Here is a 21068-nt window from a genome sequence, read left to right on the forward strand (position 1 = left end):
TTAAAAAAAAAGAAGCTTTGGCCCAAGAAAATTATTCTGCCAATTTTAGTTATCTATCTAATTGGGATTCTTTATTTAATTCTTCCCAGTTCTAAGATTCCTGATTTAGAACCGGCTTTAAAATCAATTGAACCAGGGGACACGGTTCAGATTCCTGGGGTCTCCGCTTATTACACCAATCTTTCTCGCCGGGAAGCGATTGCTTTTTTTGAAAAAGCTTTTTCTCATTCTTCTTTTTTCAATTTGCCTTTAGTCACCTATCGTCTGAATCATCCACCGGAATATGCCCGCGAAACCATTAAAGACACCCTTCAAACAAATTTTTACGAAGAATTGATTCATCCTTTAAGGGAATCTCTTTTTATTAGCGGCTGGATTCCGGGTGAAGACGAAGTCTATCTTTCCAAAAGTATTAAACCGATTACTGATTTTACTATTGAGGGTCAGAATTTTACCGCCAAAATTACCCTTTTCCGGGTCGAGTCACCGATTTGGGCAAGATTGTTAATTTGGACAGGGATTATTCTGGTTGCTTCAGTTTTAGCCTGGTTTATTGTTAAAATCATTCGCTCACCATGGCTAAAAAGAAAATAATTTCGGTTATCATTCTTTCCTGGAACACCAAAAAAATCCTAGAGAATTGTCTCCAGTCTCTTTTCAATTTCCAACCCGATCCTTATGAACTGGAAGTGATTGTGGTTGATAATGCTTCGACTGATGGTTCACCAGCGATGATTAAAAAGAAATTCAGACAAGTCAAACTAATTGAGAACAAGGAGAATCTTGGCTTTACCAAGGGTAATAACCAGGGAATGAAAAAAGCCAGAGGTGATTATCTGCTCATTCTTAATTCAGACACTTTGATTAAAGACAAGGCACCGGTCAAGATGGCGCGTTTCCTGGAAAACAATGATCAAGTTGGTGTCGTTGGTTGCAAGCTTCTTAATTCTGATGGGACTAACCAACCCTCTTATGGCCCTTTTCCTCATCTAAGAATTGCCATGGTCATGCTTTTTGCCGAACATTGGCTGGGCGGTCACTTGGTTCGCCGGAGTGGGGAAAAGACAGTGGAAGCTGATTGGGTGATGGCGTCGGCTTTGATGATTAGAAAAGAGGTCATTAAAAGAGTAGGGATGTTTGACGAAAAGATTTTTATGTACATGGAGGAAACAGAATGGTGTTATCGAATCAAAAAAGCCGGTTACCAAGTTATTTTTTATCCAGAGGCTAGGATTACTCATTTGGAACGAGCCAGTTCCGTCACCGGCCGGAAAGACCCGATCTTGAATATTTATCGAGGCTTAATCTATTTCTATAAGAAACATTATCCTGCTTGGCAGTTACCGGTTTTACGTTTGATGTTAAAATTAAAGGCAGGCGGAGCCCTCTTGCTTGGTTATTTAATTAAGAAACAGTATCTTAAGGAAACTTATGGCGAAGCTTTTAAAATCGCTTAAAGAAACCAACTGGCTGTCCTTAGCGGTCATTGTTTTGTTTATCTTTATTCCTTTGTATCCCAAATTTCCTTTGGTCAATGTCCCGGGGACTTACGTGGCCATTAGGGTTGAAGACCTTTTGGTGATGGCGATTGTTTTATTCTGGTTGGCTTTGGAAATCAAGAATGGTTTTCCGGTGCTTCGGGACCGGGTCAGTCAGTTAATTCTCCTTTATCTGGCAATTGGCGGTCTGTCTTTTTTCAGCGCTCTTTTGATTACTAAAAACATTTCCTCTCATTTAGCCTTGCTTCATTGGTTCCGGCGTTTTGAGTACATGTCGCTTTTCTTTGTGGCCTATGCTTCGGTTAAAGAAATGAGAAACGTGGTTTCCTATGCTTGGGCGATTCTTCTGGCGACGATTGGGGTAGTGATCTATGGCTTGGGCCAAAAGTTTTTTGCCTGGCCCGTGGTCTCGACTATGAACGAAGAATTTTCCAAGGGTTTACTGCTCCAATTAAGTGAGTGGGCGAGGGTCAATTCCACTTTTGCGGGTCACTATGATTTAGCTGCCTATTTGGTGATGATTCTGGCTTTAACCATTGGTTTGATGGTTGGTCTGAAGAAAAAAGCCAGCAAGGTGGCCGTTGGCTTGGTTGGTTTTTTCAGTCTTTATCTTTTGGTTCTGACGGCTTCCCGAGTTTCTTTTATTGCCTATTTAATGGCGATGGTTCTCATTCTGATTAGCTTAAAGAAGTATTGGTGGGTGGGACCGGTGCTGGCGGTCAGTCTAATGTTGGTTTTTCTTTCGGCGGACTTTGTTCAACGTTACGCCACCACTTTTAACATTGATCTTTCCGCTCTTTCGACTCGGATTAAACTTTTTGAACAAGCCAAGGAAGAGGCAATTATCCAAACACCGGTGACTGAAGAAGAACCGAAAGGAACGGTAGCCCAGCGGCCCAAGCCTTCACCCAAAGCCAAAAAAGAAGCAGAAGAAGCGACAGTCACGGCTGAAGCCTGGAAGCCGACCACTGAGATGGCGGTTGAATATTCCAGCGGGATTCGTTTTAATGTTGAATGGCCCAGGTCCCTTAGAGCTTTTGCCAAAAATCCTTTGTTAGGGACGGGCTATTCTTCGGTGACTTTGGCCACGGATAATGACTATTTGCGGATTTTGGCGGAAACCGGTCTGCTTGGTTTTCTTTCCTTTTGGTTGATCTTTTTAGAAATTGGTCGAAGGGTAATCTTGTTTTTCCAAAAAGAAAAGAAGACCTTTGCTAAGGCAATGGTCGTTGCTCTGGCCGGGGCGGCGATTGGTTTGTTTGCTAATGCGATTTTCATTGATGTTTTTGAAGCCTCCAAAGTCGCTTTTGTTTTCTGGCTCTTAATGGGCACTTTAATGGGTTTAATGGCTTTAAAGCCAGTCAAACTAAAAACATGAGAAAAATTATGACCCAGCCCTGGTTTCTCTTAGGCCTAATTTTACTTTTGGGTTTAGGTTTGCGCTTGTACAAAATCGACATTCCTTTGGCCGACCACCATTCCTGGCGGCAGGCCGATACCGCGGCCGTAGCCCGGAATTTTATTAAAGAAGGTTTTGATTTCTTTCATCCCCAAATTGACAATATGGCGCCGATTGCCAAAGAAATGGTTTTTAACCCCCAGCGCTATTTCTTGGTTGAACCGCCCATTTACCAAACCTTGGTGGCCGGGGTCTATGCTCTTTTTGGCGTCCAAGAAAAATTCGCCCGTTTAGTGACCATTGGTTTTTCTTTGGCCGCCATTGGTTTTCTTTATTTATTGGTCAAAAAATTAATTAATCAAAGGGTGGGTTTATTAGCCGCCTTTTTCATGGCGATTCTGCCTTACAGTGTTTATTATTCCCGGGTGGTTCTGCCGGATATGGAAATGCTTTTCACCTCGATGGCCATGCTCTATTGCTTCATTCTTTGGTTGGAGAAACAAACCTGGCAACGTTTTGCTTTGGCTGTCCTTTTTGCGGCCTGGGCTTTAACTCTAAAAATGTTTCCTTTGTTTTTAGGCATCCCTCTGTTTTATTTAGTCTGGCGTCGGTGGGGCTTCAATTTTATTCGCCAAAAGAAATTATATTTATTTCTCGCTCTGGCGCTTTTGCCTTTAATGGCCTGGCGGCTTTGGATTACCCAATTTCCAGAAGGGATTCCGGCCAATATCTGGTTATTCAATCTTTACGGGATTCGCTTTCGGCCGGCTTTTTTCCGTTGGATTTTTGCGGAAAGAATCGGCAAATTAATTCTGGGTTATTGGGGTCTGCCTTTGTTGGTTTTAGGTCTAATGCTTAAACCTAGCAAAAAAGAGGGCTGGTTTTTTTATTGGTGGCTGCTGGCTTTTCTGGCTTACGTCACCGTTTTTGCGACCGGCAATGTCACCCATGATTATTACCAGATTCCTTTTATCCCGATAGCCGCGGTTTTCTTGGCCAAAGGGACTGCTTGGCTCTTAAAAGCCTCTAAACAATCCTTTTCCAAGATGATTAGCTATCTTGTAATTGCCATCTGTATTCTTTTTATGTTTGGCTTTTCCTGGTATGAGATTGAAAGTTTTTATCTGATTCAAGGCGGCGTTGATTTGGCCGGTTTGGCGGTTGATGAACTTTTGCCTCAAAACGCCCTAATTTTGACCGGTGATTCCAATGACGCCACCCTTTTGTACAATACCAATCGCTATGGCTGGACCGGCGGTTATGCTTCTAATATTCCCAATGAAAAGGAAGCCTTTAACAAAGCCAGGGAAAGAGGGGCGGAATATTACGTCACCACCAAAGTCAACGAATTAAAAAACACTGAGTTTGGCCAATTTCTTAATGAATCGAAATTAATTAAAGAAACCGACCAATACGTTATCTTTGATATCCGACTTAATCGCCAATGAAAATTTTAATGCTCACTTCTTATCTGCCTTACCCGCCTTCCTCTGGCGGTCAGGTTCGCTCCTATAATTTAATTAAAAATCTAGCCAAGAAACACCAGATTTCTCTTTTTGCCTTAATCAAGGATGAAGCCGAAAGAAAACACGTCAAAGAATTAGAAAAGTTTTGTCATAAAGTCAGGATTTTTAGGAGGCCAGAACGCCCTTGGATGTTAACTAACATTCTGAAGACTGGTTTTGGTTTTTACCCCTTTTTGGTGGTTAGGAATTCTTCGGTTGAAGAAAAAAAAGCTTTGGCCGAAGAATTAGAAAAAGAAACCTATGATCTGATTCACGCTGAGAATTTTTACGTCATGCCCCATATTCCCAAAACCAAGATTCCCATTCTTTTAACCGAACAAACCATTTTTTACCAGGTCTACCGCCATTATGTCGCCACTTTACCCTGGTATCTTTTTTTCCTGAAAATCGTTTTAATCATTGATATTCTCAAACTAAAATATTGGGAGTCTTACTACTGGCGCCAGGCCAATTATTTGGCGGCGGTTTCTGAAGACGATATCAATTACATTAAAAAAGTCATTCCTGGCAGAAAAGTTTTTCTCATTCCCAATGGGGTTGATTTTGAATTCTATAGTCAAAAAAAATATCCCAAAAACAAACAGGCTACCCTTCTTTTTGGCGCCGCCGACTTTCACTGGATGCAGAACACAGAGGGCGCCAAACTTTTAATTGAAAAAGTCTGGCCAATTATCAAAGAAAAAAACCAAGCGGTTAAACTCTGGATTGTGGGCAAGATTGCGTCCGAAGCCTTGGCTTCATACGTGGGTAAGGAAAGAATTGTTATCCAGGAGATAAAGGACAGTCGGGAAGCTTACCAGCGCTCCTGGGTTTTAGTCGCGCCGATGCGCAGTGGCGGCGGCAGTCGGACCAAGTTTTTTGAAGCGATGGCTTCGGGTTTACCAATCGTCACCACCTCTGAAGGGGTTGAGGGCATCAAAGCCAAGGATAAAGAAGAGATTTTTGTTGAAAATGATTTGGGTCTTTTAGCGGAAAAGGTGCTGATGCTTTTAGAAGATAAGGATTTAGCCAAAAAGGTTGGTCAAAAGGCCAGGGAATTGGTTAAAGAGCAATACAGTTGGAATAAAAGTGCCCAAGCTTTAGACAAAGCTTACCAGGAGGTTGCCAGTGGCCAAAAAAATTGATCTCTCGATTATCATTCTTAGCCATAATACTAAAGAACTCTTGGAAAAGTGTTTAATGGCGGTTGGTAAAGCCGAAGAAAACGATTATTCTTTTAAAACAATTGTGGTTGACAATGCTTCGACTGATGGCTCAGCCAAAATGGTGAAACAAGAATTTCCTGGGGTAGACTTAATGATCAGTAAAAAGAATCTTGGCTTTTCTGGGGGTAACAACCTAGGTTTAAAAAGGGCCGCCGGCAAGTTTACTCTGTTTCTAAACTCAGATACAGAAATCAAACCTGATTCCCTTATAAAAATGATTAAGTTTATGGGGAGCGATAACAAGATTGGGGCAATTACTCCCAAAGCCCTTTTAGTCTCTGGGGGTATGGATCCCGATTGTCATCGGGGTTTTCCCACTCCCTGGGCTTCGATTACTTATTTCTTAGGTTTGGAAAAATTCTTTCCCAAGAGCAGGTTTTTTGGTCAATACCATCAATTCTATCTTGATTTGGACAAAGCCCATGAAATTGATGCCGGTTTTGGCACCTTTATGTTTGTTCGGAGAAAGGCTTTAGAGGAAGTCGGCCGTTGGGATGAGTCCTATTTCTTTTACGGTGAAGATCTGGATTTGTTTTACCGAATCAAAAAAGCCGGTTGGAAGAACATGTTTTATCCGGAAGTCCTTTTAAAACATCACAAAGGCGCTAGTTCCGGTTTAAGAAAAGAATCAAGAGAAATTACCCAAGTGACTCGGGAAACAAGGATAAAAGTCGCCAAGGCTTCAACCCAGGCAATGGAAATCTTTTACAGAAAATTTTACAAGGATAAGTATCCTTTTTGGTTGACTTTCCTGGTAATTACTGCCATCAAATTACTGGGTTTTTTAAGATTACTGCTTCATCGCTTTAAATGACTAAACCAATGAAAATCGTTATTGACGCTAGGATGTATGGGCTGGAACACGCGGGGATTGGCCGTTATATTCTTAATTTAATCAATCAAATTGAAAAAATTGATGAAAAAAATGATTATTTTATCTTATTAAGAAAAAAATATTATCAAAAATTAGAATTCAAAAACAAAAGGTTTCATAAAATCCTGGCTGATTGGCCTCATTACTCTTTTAAAGAACAATTTCTTTTACCAGGGATTTTAAGAAAGATTAAACCTGATCTCGTTCATTTTCCTCATTTCAATGTCCCCATTTTCTGGCAAGGGAAATATATTGTTACCATTCATGATTTAATCAAACACGAATCAAGAGGAAGGAAAACGACCACCAGATTATCTCTTTTTTACTGGCCCAAATATTGGGTTTACCAATTAATTGTTTTTCTGGCCATTAAAAGAGCGAAAAGAATTATTACCCCTAGTCAGTATTGGCAAAGAGAATTAGTTAAGAGATACAAAATCAAGCAAAACAAAATCGTGGTTACTTATGAAGGCGCCGGGGAGTTTGCCAACAAAAAAGCCAGTCTGAGTGGTGAAAAAGCTTTGAAAAAATATGGAATTACTAAACCTTTTATTATTTACACGGGTAGTCTTTACCCTCATAAAAACGTTTTCCGTTTAGTCCAAGCGGTTCAATTAATCAATAAAGAAAACAAAAACAATCTTTCTCTGGTGATTGCCAGTGCCAGAAATGTTTTTATGGAAAGGTTTAAAAAAGAAGTGGAAAAAACAAAAGGCTTAAACATGGTTATTCTGGCTGGTTTTGTGCCAGATGAAGAATTGATTGCTCTTTATCAAGAAGCCGAAGCTTTTGTCACTCCTTCACTCTTAGAAGGTTTTTGTTTGACTGGATTAGAAGCGATGGTGACTGGTTTGCCGGTGGTTTGTTCAAAAGCCAGTTGTTTACCAGAGATTTATGGTCAGGCCGCGGTTTATTTCAATCCTTTAGAAGTCAAAGATATGGCTGAAAGAATAGAAGAAGTAGTTGACAATAAGAAACTTCAACAAGAATTAAGCAAAAAGGGCTATCAACAAGTAAAAAAATATTCTTGGGAAAAGATGGCCAGGGAGACTTTAAGAGTTTACGAATCGTAAATTTATCCAGAGAAACATTGCTTCCAAAAAACCAACTTTACTTTTCATGCTATAATTATAGGTAGAAATCCAAAGGGATGGCACTTTGTCAGACAAAAAATCCACGCAATTAGGATAGGAGGGTCGAGATGTCAGGATATGACAAGAGTGATGCTGCGAAAGATACCGATTCGTCAAGCAGAGACGTTTCTCAAGCTTGGCACGACGCACGAGACGATGCTGTGGATAGCGGAGACCTTTCCCGCGGTGGTAGCACCCACTCCGATAGCGGAGACCGTGGTAGTGATGGGGAGAGCAGCGACCGCGGCTCAGACGACAAGTAGTCGATCTTTGCTCCGGCAAAGGGCAGGAGTTTTTTCAGCCATCCCCTTTTTAACTCCTGCCCCCATTTTTAAATCTTTTTAATAAAATGACTCAAAAACAAGAAAAAGAACTAGTTAAAAAAGCTCGCCAAGGTAATAAAGAAGCCTTTACAGAATTAGCCCAAGAGGGCATCAGACTGGCAGTAAGTGTCGCCAAAAAAGAAGGCAAGGAAAAAGACTTCTTCAAATTAGCCAAAGCCGGTTTCTCTGGCTGGCTGATGGCTTTTGAAAAATATGATTTAAGCAAAGACTACAAACTCTCTACCTATTCCACCTGGTGGATCAGAGCCGCCATTAGAGAAGAACAAACAGGCGTCTCTATTCAAAAACAGGCGAAGAAAGAAAAAGTAAAAAAATACTCTTGGGAAAAGATGGCTAGAGAAACTCTGAGGGTTTGTAAAGAATGAAACTAGAAATTTATCTAATAAAAGAAACAGAGCAGGTGAGTATGGTTTCGGCAAGAGCCAATTCCGGTGACTTCCACCTGCTCGATAAGATCTGTCCTAGAAATCTAGAGAGAGTTTGCTTGTCAGCATTGACTAGCCAAGTCGTTGGACAGCCTTTCGGATCTCTAGGTCAACATCCTCGACGCCCAGCGCCCTTAGGCCCTGTTTCAGCGCTTCGGCTGTTTCCGATAGGAACCGAGGTGGATTACATTCGATTAGAGGAAGAGTGCTCAGTAGTTCAGCGATGCCGATCTGATTGGCAGTGGAAACGATGAGCGCTCTCCTCTGATCTTCAGGTAAGCCTTTAAGCACCTCTTTTGGGATGTAGTACTTAGCCCAACCTACCGCTACTAACACTTGTTCAGCCATCTCTTTCCTCCTCAATTCTCTTTCTCTAGGATTTTAAGTTATTTTAACAGAATAATAACAACGAGTCAAATATTATAGGATTTGAAAATTAATTTCCAGTGGGGTTTTGGATTTTTCTTTTGACCCAAAGCATTTGATTGTTGAAACAATGGAGGAATGGTAAAATTAGAATTAGATTGATGTTTATTGACAAACTTGAACTTCGACTCCGACGGGCGATAAAGTCAATCTTTCTTCGGCTGAAAGCCTATATCAAGCGTCTCCTTTTTCCTTTGTATCTTTTTCCTTTAAAACTGGTTACCTATTCCGCTTATTACTCGGTCAAGTTCCTGATTAAATTAGTTATTGCCCTTATTAAAATAATCATTGATGCTTTCATTTTTTCTTTTAAAAGCCTGAAGAATTTCTTGAAATCTCTTTTTGTTCTTGGTTTAGTTATTTACATGGTGGCTTCTCTTTTTGTGATTATGGATTACTTAAGAACCCAGTACGGCTATTACGGTAAGTTTTTATGTTCCTTTGGGGTTCAGGATAAGTTAAAGGGTTCGGTGGTCAGAGTCGTCGGCGGTTATTCTGAGGGATCCGGCTTTTTTATCACTGAAAACCAGATTCTAACTAACTTCCATGTTATTGCTGATGAACCCAGTCCTAAAGTAATCTTTCCTGACGGTAGTTTTATTACCCCGAATAGGATTCTTGGTGATAGAGACGCTGATTTGGCTCTTTTGTTTACCGAAGACCACTACCCGAATTTAGTTTTGCCTATTTTGAAAGATATTACCTTTCGTCAAGATGAACCACTAATAGCCACCGGTTATCCAATGGGAACGGAATTAAGCGGCAAAGCCACGGTTTTAAAGGGAAATTTTGTTGACTTTCGTAATCCCAAAAGCCAACGGGTCGGTTATATTCAAACTAATATCAGTTTAGTGGAAGGGATGAGCGGCGGACCTTTAACCGACCAGTGTGGACAGGTAGTCGGCATTAATACGATCGGCTTGGCTGGTTTATCTCTTTTTATTGATGCGGATCATGCCAGAATCATGGTTCCGCTCTTTACTGACCAGGAAATTACCAAGATAGAAGTTGATCCGTCGGCTTCTCCTGAGGAAGCGGTCAAGGCTTTTTATACCTATCTTAAAGCCAGGAAAATGAAAGAAGGCTTTGAGCTTTTAAGTCAGGAGTATCTCCAAAAGACCAATTTTGAAGAATGGACAAACAGATTTGTTGATATTCTAGATGTCAATATTTTTCTCTCGGAAAGATACGAAAATAGCGAAGACACGGTCTTTGTCAAATTTGGGACCAAAAACTGGGTTGATGGGGAAGTGGAAATTCATTATTATGAAGGCACTTGGCAAACAGTCCTGGAAGACGGTGTTTATAAAATGCTGAAAAGTAAAATAAAAGAAGTGGAAAATCCAGAATGGGATTGGTTTTATTCATCTGATTAAAACTATAAGCTAGAGTGTAGGTAAAATAGACTATTGACACCAGAATAAATAGTCGGGTATAATTTTAGCAAATGAGACTAGCCATTACCAAAAGACAAAAAGAATTACTCTCGATCATTTACAAATTCATTAAAGAAACAGGTTATCCTCCAAATTTTGAAGAGATGAAAGATGCTCTAAACGTTGTCTCTAATCAATCAGTAGTTGATCTTCTTGGCCATCTTGAAAGAAAAAAATTTATTAAGCGTGATGAAGGAACAGCCCGAAGCATCGCTATTTTACTGTTAGGATACGAAGCTTTGGAAAGACCTCCACTAGTTCCTTTTTTAGGTATAACCAGTGCAGGAGCGCCTCTAGAAGCAATTGAGGTTTCTGGAGATTGGGAAGCTATATCTTCAGAAGTAACTCAACTTAAAGATGAAGTTTTTCTTCTTAGAATCTCTGGTGATTCGATGATTAATGCGGGTATTGATGATGGAGACACAGTTTTAGTTAAGAGACAAAATGAATTCGTTTCTGGGGATATTGTCTTGGCTGATGTTGAAGGAGAATCAATGGTCAAGCGATTTATTTCCGACGACCAACCTCCATACATTTACCTTAGACCAGAAAATCCAAAATATGATGTTATTCCATTCACTGACAAGATGAAATTGAAAGGTAAAGTTGTTTCAGTTTTAAATAAAGCATACTGGAAACCAGCAGCTTAAGGAGAATTTATGCCAACAGTGAAACAAAACAAGACAAAAGTAGTAATTGACAAAATTTTTAAAGACCCAGGAATTCTTTATGGGCTGAAAGAGTTTGAAGAGATAGATTTGGTTAAAGTTCTAACGATTACCGAGGAAGAGAAAGGGGTTTATTATATTAAAGATCTCAAATCTGGAAAAAGAAAAGTTGTCTATGACGAAGAAAAACAGAAGGGCAAACCTGAAGAAATTATTCGGCAATTATGGCTTTACAAACTCCACACTACCTATAAGTATCCATTTGAACGAATAGATACAGAGAAGAGTATTCACTTCGGTCACGAAATTCACGCCAAAGCGGCTGATATTATTGTTTACAAGAAAGATAAAATTACACCCTTTATTATTATTGAAGTTAAAAGCCCAACAGAAAAGAAAGGCATTGAACAACTCAAGAGTTATCTCTCTGCCGAGGGTTCAGAAATCGGAGTTTGGTCGAACGGAATAGAAAAAGTAATCTTGTACAGACCCTATCCAAAGGAATTCGAGGATTCCTTAAGTGAAATTCCAGCCGCAGATCAGACAATTGATGATCTCTTTGAGATTAAAAAAACCTGGAATGATTTAAACCCCAAATTTGATTTTGTCGAAATTGTTAAAAGAATTGAAGAACTGGCACTAGCTGGTTCTGGAGCTAATGTCTTTGAGGAGATATTTAAAATGATCTATGCCAAACTTTTTGATGAGAAGTTGGCTCTTGAACGCCGAAAAGACCAAGAAGTTCTTTTTAGAAAGTACCGTGATCCGGAAAAAACCTATGAAATTATCAATCAACTCTTTAAAAATGCTGCCCGGCAATGGCCGGAAACCTTTGAGTCGTCTGAGCGGATTAAGCTTACGCCGGCAAGACTTAATATTTGTGTTCCTTTTTTAGAAAATGTTCGCTTTTTTGAATTAGGCCAGGGCGAATATGAGATTATCGATAGCGCTTTTGAATATCTCATCACCGAGGTTTCAAAAGGTAAAAAAGGTCAATATTTTACTCCTAGGCACGTGATTAAGATGTGTGTGAAGATGCTTAATCCCAAAGATGATGAGTATGTTATTGACCCCGCCTGTGGTTCTGGAGGATTCCTCCTTCACACAATGTATCAAGTATGGGATAGTTTGCCAACAGAATCAGCGAAGAAAGATTATGCAGGAAAATACCTTTTTGGAATTGATTTTGATGACAATATGCGACGAATTTCTCAGGCACTGATGTTAATTGCCGGTGATGGCAAACACAATATTTTTAAAAGAGATTCACTTGATGCTCGGGATTGGCAGGGAGTTTATGCAGAAGAAGCCCGGGTAGCCTTAAAGCCGCTTTTAGCTAAATTTGACAACCCCTCAGATGATAAAGAAAACCAGCTTGCTTATAGCCATCTTAATTTTGATATTTTATTAACCAACCCTCCGTTTGCCGGTGAAAATCCGGAGCCAGGCTTGCTACGTCAGTATGATTTAGCCAAAAAGGACGGCAAACTAAAGAAAAACGTTGAACGCCACATTCTTTTCATTGAAAGATCATTAGATGCGATTCGACCAGGGGGTCGTCTAGCGATAGTTCTACCTCAAGGAGTCTTAAATAACACCAATATGGAATATATTCGTCAGTGGATATTTGAGAAAGCTAGAATTTTAGCAGTAGTCGGCTTACACGGTAATACTTTTAAACCTCACACGGGTACTAAAACAAGTGTTTTGTTTTTACAAAAATGGATCGAAGATGAAAAACAACCAAAGGATTACCCAATTTTCATGGCGGTTTCCAAAAAATCGGGAAAAGACAATTCCGGGAATTATGTTTATAAAAAAGACGAAAAAGGAAACCTAGTCTATGATGGCCGAGGTCGCAAAGTTCTCGATCATGACCTCGACGAAATCGCCGAAAAGTTTATTAAATTCGCTAAAGAGCAAAAATTTAGTTTTTGGAGGTAAAAATGAAACAAGATAATGATTTTCTTCAGCCGGTAATCTCCGTACTAGGACTTGCAATTTCCTTAATTATCGCAATCCTACCGCTTTTTAAGTTAGAGCCTTTAATCAAATTGTTTACTAATAAAGATTTGGCTCAACCAGTCTCATTTTTAACTTTTATACTTGGTGTAGCCATTGTTTGGCAAATTATAGAATTTCATCCCTTTGTGTCGATTCCACTCGGAAATCTTAAGGACAGAGGCAGAGGATTCCCTGAATATTGGAAAGTGTTAGGGACAAATAACATAATTTGGTTGTTAGTATTTTCCTCGTTCTTTTTTGGATTTTTATTTCTTTTTGCACAAAGTTGGAGTGGCAATTTTGCATTAGGCCAAGCTATTTTTTATTTGCTTTTCTTTTTATCCTTGATTTCTATCTTTTCTATTCTATTCACACAGACAAGGCAAAAATATATGTGGAACGAACGTAGAAAGAACTTTCCTCAGACAGTTTTTGAGACACTAGAAAGAAATAGGTTAGTAAAACCGGGTATAGAGATCTACGAAAATGTTCAACTGGGAGCCCAAGAACTACAAGATATGGGTTTTAAAAACGTATTTCTTGCCAAAAAGATGACAGTTAAGACGATTTCGCAAGAGCCAGAAGTTATAAAGTTTATTATTTCTTCTGATGGTGAAGAAATTTTGAAAGTGATTAAGAAAGGAAAATAATGGTTTTTTCAATAATCAAAAAATCCCAACTCGAAGGTGCGAACCGATTGGATGCGGAATATTACCAGCCGGAGTATCTGGAAAAAATTAAAAAATTGCAATCTTCTACTGTCAGACTTGGAGATATCGCTTATATTACTGACGGTGAACATGGATCGCCTATTTTTGATGAAAAAAGCGGAATAAAATACTTCTCTGCCCAACATGTAAGAGACGGATTTATAGACGACACCAATGTCAACACAATTTCTAAAATTATTGATGAGAGAAATAAAAGATCACAGTTGAAAGAAGGAGATGTTTTATTGTCCACCGTAGGTACAATTGGTTTTGCTGGTTTAGTAACAAAGGAATTTCTACCAGCTAATATTGACAGGCACGTCGCGCGGATTGTTTTAAAGGAAAAAACCTTAGAACCAGAGTTTTTAGTTGCCTTTTTAAATTCAAGATATGGGAAATTTCAATCGGTCCGCGAATCTACTGGGAATGTTCAGTTTAATTTGTTTATCGATAAAATTAAAGATCTTAAAGTCCCTAAATCTAACAATCCCTACATTGCGCGGTTATTAAAAGATGCACTAAAAGAACTAGATAATACAGAGAATTTTTATTCCCAAGCAGAAAATTTGCTTTTAGAAGAATTAGGGCTGAAGGATTTTGAAGTGGAGGATGATTTATCTTTTGTGGTTAATCTTTCCGAAGTAAAATCCGCTCATCGTGCCGATGCCGAATACTTCCAACCGAAATACGAAAAATTAATTGAAAAAATTAAAAATAAAAATGCAAAATTACTAGGGGAATTAGTTTCAATAAAAAAAGGAATTGAACCAGGGAGCGAAGAATATCAAGAAGAAGGAAAATTATTTTTTCGAGTAAGCAGCCTCTCGAAATTCGGGTTTGAAGATAAAGATCAAAAATACCTAACCGAAGATTTATATCAAAAACTTAAGGATGATTTTGAACCAAAAGTTGGGGAAATTTTATTAACTAAAGATGCAACACCAGGGATTGCCTATGCGTTAAAAGAGCCAATTGAGGGAATAACCGCAGGAGGAATTTTGCGATTGAAGTTAAAGGCAAAAATTGAGCAAGAATATTTGGCATTAGCTATAAATTCAATTGTAGGTCAGATTCAGGTTGAAAGAGACACCGGTGGTTCAGTTATAGTCCATTGGAGACCAGATCAGGTTAGAGATTGCCTAATTCCTGTTCTCTCAAAATCAACCCAACAAAAAATTGCCAATTTAGTAAAAAAATCTCACCAAGCCCGCAAAAAATTAAAAGAACTTCTCGAAAAAGCAAAAAGAAAAGTTGAAGAGATAATTGAAAAAGGAGGTGAAAAAACTGCATGATTTTGAAAGATAATTCAAATATAAAACTTCCAAGTTTCACGGGCGGTTCGTTTACAGAAATGGATATCCACAGAACTGGAGCCCTTAATAACCTTATATTGGAAGGAATAGAAAAAATGGAAAATGGCGACTTAAAACTTGTTGTTCGAACTGAGAAAACACAAAATAAGTTAAGTGATTCTATTAAATTTTTGAAAGAAAAACGAGGATTGAAAAATGCTCTTCATAAGTGGTTATCCGGTCAGATAGGAAAAACAATAGATTCGATATACAGAAGTGAGTTTAGTTTTGAAAAAGACAGCGAGTAAAAATGGCTAAAGCAAAGTTTAAGAAATTCAAACTACCAAAAACAGGTGATTTTCTTGCCTATAAGGTGGAAGTTTGGGCAAAAGAAGTATTACAATTTTCTTTCATAGGAAAGTTGACTGGCACAGAGCTTAAAATTTCGAAAGATAAGGGATACGTAAAAACAGATACGGAAGCTCTTAAAAAACTCAGAATTTATAGTGTTAAAAAAGCGAGAGAAATTTATCAAGGAAATAGGTTTCGTATTGGGGAAGAATTTCAAGCATTTTACTTTCCTTCTTGGTGATTTTTTGAAACCTTTGAATTCTGGCAGTGAGTAAAAATGGCTAACTACCAACAAAGAAAAAGAAATCTCTACAACCCAAAATCAAAAATTCCCTTTCGGATTAGTCGGGGAAAAATTGATTTGTTTTTGGAATGCCCTCGTTGTTTTTATTTAGACAGGAGGTTAGGTTTGGGTCGGCCCAGCATGCCGGGGTGGGCTTTAAATTCGGCTGTTGATCAACTTTTAAAAAACGAATTTGATTTGTTAAGGAAAAACGGGGAAAGACATCAATTAATGAAACATTACAAGATTGATGCCATTCCTTTTGCTCATCCTGACTTGCCCCTTTGGCGAGATGATGTTTATAAATTTGTTGGTGCTTCAGTTCTTCATCAACCCACTCATTTAGAAATCTGTGGGATTATTGATGATCTTTGGATTAATAGTCAGGAAGAATTAATTATTGTTGATTACAAATCAACCAGTACTAGTCAAGAAATTTCCCTTGAAGATGAATATAAACAAGGTTTTAAAAAACAAATGGAAGTTTATCAATGGATCTTTAGGCAAAAAGGTTTTAAGGTTAATCCGACCGGTTACTTTGTTTACGCTAACGCCGGTAGAAGTAGGCCTAAATTTGATGCCCGTTTAGAGTTTGAATTGCAAATAATTCCTCATAAAGGGGATGATGCTTGGGTGGAACCGACGATTGTTGAAATTAAAAAATGTCTTGATTCCAGTAAAATCCCTGACTCCAACCCTGATTGTGAATTTTGTCAGTATCGGAAACTAATTAAAAAAGAAGAAAAAGTTAAGAAAGGTGGTGGTTAAAAATGACTGAGGAAGAAAGATTTAATCCAGAAGAAGGAAAGGTTTCAAAAGAAGAAACTGCGGATTTGGCTTCTTCAATCACCAATCTTGAAAAACCAGAAATGACAGAGGCAGGTAAAGAAAGAGGCTGGGAGCGGATAGAAAGAGCGATCAGGAAGAAATTTGGAAGATAATTTATAAATAACACTTTAGAGGTGTTTTAGATAGGACACCTTGTGATTTTTTAGAAAAAGAGGATTTTTCGCCACTAAAATCCTGCCACTTCGAAATTTTCTTGAATTTGGTAGAATTAATATATGGTAAAAGTTAAAGTTTTAATTCAAGGATACGCAACAACTTTAAAGAAAGGCTGGATTGCTAGTTCAACTACAACATTGATTCAAGACGGGAAAACAAACATTGTTGTTGATCCAGGAATCAATAGAAAAAGACTCCTCAACGCTCTAAAAAAAGAAGGATTAAAACCAGAAGACATTAATTATGTTTTTATGACTCACTTTCACCCCGACCATAACTACCTTGTCGGAATTTTTCCTAAAGCAAAGGCGTTGGATAATGAACTGGTCTACGACAAAGATAGAGAGTATGAACATAAAAGGAAAATCCCAGGAACAAAGATAGAAATTCTTTTTACTTCAGGCCATGACCAATTCCATAGCTCTCTTGTTGTCCCAACCGAGAAAGGAATCATTGTTGTTGCTGGTGATGTCTGGTGGTGGAAAACAAGTCAAAAACAAAAAACAGATAAAGAATCTTTGCTTAAACATAAAGACATGTACGTTAAAGATAAAAAAGCTTTGCTAAAAAGCAGAAAAAAAATCTTAGAAGTTGCTGACTGGATTATTCCCGGACACGGAAAGATGTTTAAGAATCCACTAAAAAAATGATTGGAGAGGGAAAAATAATTCTTCACCCCAAGCCTCCCTATGATTTAAATCAATATATTCAAACTTTAGGGGATTTTACTTCTGATGGCGTCAATCTTTTTAAAAAATCCGATCTTCTGGGCAAGGCTTTTTACCAGAGAGTAATTAGAGTCGGTGATCAATTCACTCTCATTACCGCTTCTCAAAAAACACCTCCTGATAAACCCCAAATCACTGTTCAATACCAACCTAGAGTCAATCAAAAAGAATTAAAAAAGAAATTAACCTGGATTTTTGGCTTAGATGAGAGTTTAAAAGGTTTTTATCAAAAAGCCAAAAAAGACCCGGTTCTTTCTGAAGCCGTCAAACAATTTTACGGTTTAATTCCTTTGAGAACAGCTACGGTTTACGAAATGGTGATTGCCGCTATTACCGAACAACAAATTTCTTTGGTAGTGGCTACTAAAATCCGTTCTCGTTTGGTCAAGAAATTTGGCGAATCAATTAAAGTAAAAGGAAAAAAATATTATGCTTTTCCTTCTTCGGAGAGATTGGCTTCTGCGAAACCCAAAGACCTTCTTAAAATAGGCCTCAGTCGTCAAAAGGCTGATTATATTCTTGGTTTTTCTAAACTGGTGGCTTCAGGCGAATTTGAAGTTGAAGAATTGAAAAATAGGTCTGATCAAAAAGTCATCGAAGAATTAACTAAGATAAGAGGTTTAGGTCCTTGGACAGCTGAATATGTTTTAGCTAGAGGCTTAGGTAGGACTGATGTTTTCCCGGCTGATGATTTAGGTGTTCGAACCGCTCTAGGAAGAATATATGGGGACGGTAAACTAGTCTCTCCTCAAAAAGCAAGAAAAATTCTAGCTAAATGGAAGCCTTATCGCCGTTATGCCACTTTTTATCTTCTTTGTGCCGGCAGACTTAATCCAATGATGTAATGAAAAATTTCTTCCTGAATTTGGTAAAATTGGGATGATGAAGAAAACTTCTTTCAAATCTACAACAGTAAAGGCTTACGACATAATTTCGAAGATTTTTAAAAAAGAAAGAACTCCAAATTTCTGGTTGGATGAGTTTAAGATTCTCATGGGGTTAATGGAAGCGAATAGTTTGAAAATAACTGGAAGTAAATTTTTAGACTTGGGTTGTGGCACAGGGAATGATGCCCATTTAGCGCTAGATAGAGGAATGAAATATGTTGGTGTGGATTTATCAAAGGGAATGCTTGATCTTGCTAGAAAAATGGTGAAAGGAGCGAAATTTCTTGAAATGGACGTTACCAATCTTAAGTTCGAAGATAATGAATTTGATATTGTCTGGGCCTCTGCAGTTTTACTCCATTTGAACTCTCTAGATTTAAACAAAGCTTTAAAAGAAATAAGGCGGGTATTGAAACCTGACCATTTTGCTTTTATTTCAATGGAAAAACGTCAGGAAGGAGATAGGCCGAAATCAATGAGGAGATCAATAAAAGAAGGGAAGTTAGTTAAAAGATTCTTCGCTTTGTACACGGAGTCAGAGTTTGGAAATATATTAGAGAAAGCAGGTTTTAATGTCGTGGAGACTAGTTTTAAAATTGAACCCAGTGGCCAAAAAGAGTGGCTAGGTTTCTTCGTAAGGAACTAAACCCCCCAAAATCCTGCCACTTTCCCCTGAATCTGTTAAAATATATGGGATGAGAGTCGCTCTTGTTTATGATCGGGTTAATAAAATTGGGGGAGCGGAAAGAGTTTTGGAAACTCTTCATCAAATTTGGCCTGAAGCTCCGCTTTACACCGCCGTTTTTTATCCTCAAACGGCCTCTTGGTCTAAAAAGTTTAGAGTTATCCCTTCTTTTTTAAATAAATTTCCTTTAGCCAGGAAACGCCATGAAGCTTATCCTTATCTAATGCCTTTGGCTTTTGAATCTTTTGATTTTAGTGAATATGATCTGGTCATCTCGGTGACCAGTGAAGCGGCCAAAGGGATTATTACCCAACCCCAGACTTTTCATCTTTGTTATTGTTTGACCCCAACCCGTTATCTTTGGAGTGGTTATGATGATTATTTTCAAAACAATTTCTTTCGTTTTTTAGCCAAACCAATGGTCGCTTATCTCCGTTACTGGGATAAATTTGCTTGTCAAAGACCTGACTTTTATTTAGCCATTTCTCAAAACGTTCAAAAAAGAATTAAAAAATATTATCAAAAGGATTCAGCAATTCTTTATCCACCCCTTGATATTGAAAAATGGTCTTTAGGTGAGGAAAAGGTTGGTGATTATTTCTTAGTTGTGGCCCGATTAGTTGGTTACAAGAAAGTTGATTTAGCGGTTAAGGCTTTTAATCAATTAGGTTTACCTTTAAAGATTATTGGGACTGGTAGTCAAATGGGTAGATTAAAAAGAATGGCTGGAAAAAACATTGAATTCCTGGGCCAGTTGACAGACAAAGAGCTTTTGGGCTACTATCAAAGGTGTCAAGCGCTGATCTTTCCGCAAGAGGAAGATTTTGGTATTGTACCTTTAGAAGCGCAAGCGTGTGGCAGGCCGGTTATCGCCTTTCGAGGCGGTGGAGCACTGGAAACAGTGATTGAGGGGAAGACCGGCTTGTTTTTTAACTCGCAAACGCCAGGTTCTTTAGTCAGGGCGATTAAGAAATTTGAAAAAAAGAGATTCAGTTCTCAAGCTTGTCGCCAGAACGCGGAGAGATTTAGTCAAGAGAATTTTAAAAAGGAAATTAAAGAGATTGTAGAAAAGAAATGGAAAAAGCAATAGAAAATCTCTATATTGTTATCCCTGCCGGTGGGGTCGGCACTCGTCTTTGGCCTAGATCGAGACAAGCCAACCCAAAACAGTTTCTCAAACTTTCAGGAGGTAAGAGTATTACTCAGGAAACAGTTGATCGATTAGAGGGCTTCATTCCTTATGATCGGATCTTCGTGGTTGCTCATGATAATTACAAGCAAAAATTAGTTGAACAATTACCCAAGTTTTTACCCGAAAATTTCATTTCCGAACCAGAAAGAAGAGGCACCAGTGCCGCCATTGGTTTGTCAGCCATGTTTATTAGAAGAAAAAATCCCCGGGGAATCGTCCATTTTTTGGTTAGTGATGATTATATTAAAGATATCGCTCGCTTTAGAAGAATGATTGAAGCGGCGGCCAAAGTCGCTGACGAAGAAAAAGCCTTGGTTGTTTATGGGGTCAAGCCAGCTTATCCGGCCACAGGTTATGGTTATATTAAAGTCAGAAAAAAAGTTAAAACAATTGGAGGTATTCCCATTTTTGAAGCCGAAAAATTTATTGAGAAACCCGATGAGAGTACCGCCAAGAAATTTATAGCGACCGGTAAATATTTCTGGCATTGTTCAGGTTTTACCTCTCGGTGTGATCTGCTTATTGCTGAGATGGAGAAGAGATGGCCTTCGGGGTTTAAACTACTGGCTAAAATTGATCAACTCGCCGGTTTACCGGCTGATGTAGAAGAAGGAGAAATCGCTAAAATATATCATCAGCTTGAGAATATCCCAATAGAGTACTCTATCTTAGAAAAAGCTGATAAGGTGATGATGGCCAGACAGGAAGACAGCTGGCGGGATATTGCTAACTGGAAAGTGATTTATGATATTTCTAAAAAAGATAGGGACGGTAATGTTATTATTGGGACTGGTAAAAAAGGCGAATTCATTGGTTTTGACGCTAAGAATAATCTCATTCATTTTGATGACCAGCTTATAGCCGTCATCGGGGTGGAAGATTTGATTATTGTTGATACTGGTGATGCTGTTTTGATTTGCAAGCGGGACCGAGCCGAAGACGTTAAAAAAATGGTTAATTTATTAAAAGAAAAAGGCAGGCAAGAGTATTTATAAG

Annotated in this window: 23 protein-coding genes; 22 read left to right on the top strand and 1 reads right to left on the bottom strand. The window is 38.5% G+C overall.

Annotated elements, in window-relative coordinates; translation table 11 throughout:
- From VMY36_00395 to VMY36_00430, 8 genes are all read left to right on the top strand, one after another.
- Positions 1 to 594, top strand: a 594-nt coding sequence (locus VMY36_00395) for a hypothetical protein (protein ID HUV42355.1), incomplete at its 5' end; no start/stop codon positions are given.
- Positions 576 to 1457, top strand: a complete 882-nt coding sequence (locus VMY36_00400; GenBank protein HUV42356.1) for a glycosyltransferase family 2 protein — start codon at positions 576 to 578, stop codon at positions 1455 to 1457. The genes VMY36_00395 and VMY36_00400, both read left to right, overlap by 19 nt.
- Complete coding sequence (locus VMY36_00405; protein HUV42357.1) at positions 1432 to 2877, top strand: O-antigen ligase family protein; 1446 nt, start codon at positions 1432 to 1434, stop codon at positions 2875 to 2877. Before VMY36_00400 ends, VMY36_00405 begins: the two co-directional genes overlap by 26 nt.
- Positions 2874 to 4346 carry a glycosyltransferase family 39 protein gene (locus tag VMY36_00410; protein HUV42358.1) on the top strand — a complete coding sequence of 491 codons (1473 nt, stop codon included), beginning with the start codon at positions 2874 to 2876 and terminating at the stop codon, positions 4344 to 4346. The genes VMY36_00405 and VMY36_00410 overlap by 4 nt, the downstream gene beginning before the upstream one ends.
- Positions 4343 to 5548, top strand: coding sequence for a glycosyltransferase family 4 protein (locus VMY36_00415; protein ID HUV42359.1), 1206 nt, complete (start codon positions 4343 to 4345; stop codon positions 5546 to 5548). The genes VMY36_00410 and VMY36_00415 overlap by 4 nt, the downstream gene beginning before the upstream one ends.
- Positions 5532 to 6443 carry a glycosyltransferase family 2 protein gene (locus tag VMY36_00420; protein ID HUV42360.1) on the top strand — a complete coding sequence of 304 codons (912 nt, stop codon included), beginning with the start codon at positions 5532 to 5534 and terminating at the stop codon, positions 6441 to 6443. The genes VMY36_00415 and VMY36_00420 overlap by 17 nt, the downstream gene beginning before the upstream one ends.
- 8 nt (positions 6444 to 6451) lie before the next feature.
- Positions 6452 to 7576 carry a glycosyltransferase family 1 protein gene (locus VMY36_00425; GenBank protein ID HUV42361.1) on the top strand — a complete coding sequence of 375 codons (1125 nt, stop codon included), beginning with the start codon at positions 6452 to 6454 and terminating at the stop codon, positions 7574 to 7576.
- Positions 7577 to 7985: 409 nt separating this feature from the next.
- Positions 7986 to 8345, top strand: a complete 360-nt coding sequence (locus VMY36_00430; protein ID HUV42362.1) for a sigma factor — start codon at positions 7986 to 7988, stop codon at positions 8343 to 8345.
- A 132-nt stretch (positions 8346 to 8477) separates the two neighbouring features.
- Here VMY36_00430 and VMY36_00435 read toward each other — a convergent pair whose 3' ends face one another.
- A complete protein-coding gene (locus VMY36_00435; protein HUV42363.1) occupies positions 8478 to 8753 on the bottom strand; it encodes a hypothetical protein in 276 nt (91 codons plus the stop codon).
- 179 nt (positions 8754 to 8932) lie between these two features.
- Here VMY36_00435 and VMY36_00440 point away from each other — a divergent pair, with 179 nt between their 5' ends.
- The 14 genes from VMY36_00440 (at position 8933) to VMY36_00505 (ending at position 21067) form a co-directional block, all read left to right on the top strand.
- Positions 8933 to 10207, top strand: coding sequence for a serine protease (locus VMY36_00440; protein HUV42364.1), 1275 nt, complete (start codon positions 8933 to 8935; stop codon positions 10205 to 10207).
- A gap of 71 nt (positions 10208 to 10278) precedes the next feature.
- Complete coding sequence (gene lexA, locus VMY36_00445; GenBank protein HUV42365.1) at positions 10279 to 10917, top strand: transcriptional repressor LexA; 639 nt, start codon at positions 10279 to 10281, stop codon at positions 10915 to 10917.
- Positions 10918 to 10926: 9 nt separating this feature from the next.
- Positions 10927 to 12879 (top strand): N-6 DNA methylase, encoded by a 1953-nt coding sequence (locus tag VMY36_00450; GenBank protein HUV42366.1) that lies wholly within the window; start codon positions 10927 to 10929, stop codon positions 12877 to 12879.
- 2 nt (positions 12880 to 12881) lie between these two features.
- Positions 12882 to 13589, top strand: coding sequence for a hypothetical protein (locus VMY36_00455; protein HUV42367.1), 708 nt, complete (start codon positions 12882 to 12884; stop codon positions 13587 to 13589).
- Complete coding sequence (locus VMY36_00460) at positions 13589 to 14941, top strand: restriction endonuclease subunit S (GenBank protein ID HUV42368.1); 1353 nt, start codon at positions 13589 to 13591, stop codon at positions 14939 to 14941. The genes VMY36_00455 and VMY36_00460 overlap by 1 nt, the downstream gene beginning before the upstream one ends.
- The gene (locus VMY36_00465; protein ID HUV42369.1) at positions 14938 to 15249 is read left to right on the top strand and encodes a hypothetical protein; all 312 of its coding nucleotides are present in this window, start codon (positions 14938 to 14940) and stop codon (positions 15247 to 15249) included. Before VMY36_00460 ends, VMY36_00465 begins: the two co-directional genes overlap by 4 nt.
- Positions 15250 to 15251: 2 nt before the next feature.
- Positions 15252 to 15533, top strand: a complete 282-nt coding sequence (locus VMY36_00470) for a hypothetical protein (protein HUV42370.1) — start codon at positions 15252 to 15254, stop codon at positions 15531 to 15533.
- Positions 15534 to 15569: 36 nt separating this feature from the next.
- Positions 15570 to 16343 carry a PD-(D/E)XK nuclease family protein gene (locus VMY36_00475; protein HUV42371.1) on the top strand — a complete coding sequence of 258 codons (774 nt, stop codon included), beginning with the start codon at positions 15570 to 15572 and terminating at the stop codon, positions 16341 to 16343.
- Between the two features lie 2 nt (positions 16344 to 16345).
- Positions 16346 to 16516, top strand: a complete 171-nt coding sequence (locus tag VMY36_00480) for a hypothetical protein (protein HUV42372.1) — start codon at positions 16346 to 16348, stop codon at positions 16514 to 16516.
- Positions 16517 to 16639: 123 nt separating this feature from the next.
- Positions 16640 to 17230 (top strand): MBL fold metallo-hydrolase, encoded by a 591-nt coding sequence (locus VMY36_00485; GenBank protein ID HUV42373.1) that lies wholly within the window; start codon positions 16640 to 16642, stop codon positions 17228 to 17230.
- The gene (locus tag VMY36_00490; protein HUV42374.1) at positions 17227 to 18153 is read left to right on the top strand and encodes a DNA-3-methyladenine glycosylase; all 927 of its coding nucleotides are present in this window, start codon (positions 17227 to 17229) and stop codon (positions 18151 to 18153) included. Before VMY36_00485 ends, VMY36_00490 begins: the two co-directional genes overlap by 4 nt.
- Positions 18154 to 18190: 37 nt before the next feature.
- Positions 18191 to 18841, top strand: coding sequence for a class I SAM-dependent methyltransferase (locus VMY36_00495; protein HUV42375.1), 651 nt, complete (start codon positions 18191 to 18193; stop codon positions 18839 to 18841).
- A gap of 49 nt (positions 18842 to 18890) precedes the next feature.
- Positions 18891 to 19970 carry a glycosyltransferase gene (locus VMY36_00500; protein HUV42376.1) on the top strand — a complete coding sequence of 360 codons (1080 nt, stop codon included), beginning with the start codon at positions 18891 to 18893 and terminating at the stop codon, positions 19968 to 19970.
- Positions 19955 to 21067: a sugar phosphate nucleotidyltransferase gene (locus VMY36_00505; protein HUV42377.1), complete on the top strand. Its 1113-nt coding sequence runs from the start codon at positions 19955 to 19957 to the stop codon at positions 21065 to 21067. Before VMY36_00500 ends, VMY36_00505 begins: the two co-directional genes overlap by 16 nt.
- The last annotated feature ends 1 nt before the right edge of the window (position 21068 follow it).

The sequence above is a fragment of the Patescibacteria group bacterium genome, assembly GCA_035529375.1.
In the GTDB taxonomy this organism is placed as follows: domain Bacteria; phylum Patescibacteriota; class Microgenomatia; order PFEM01; family JAHIFH01; genus DATKWU01.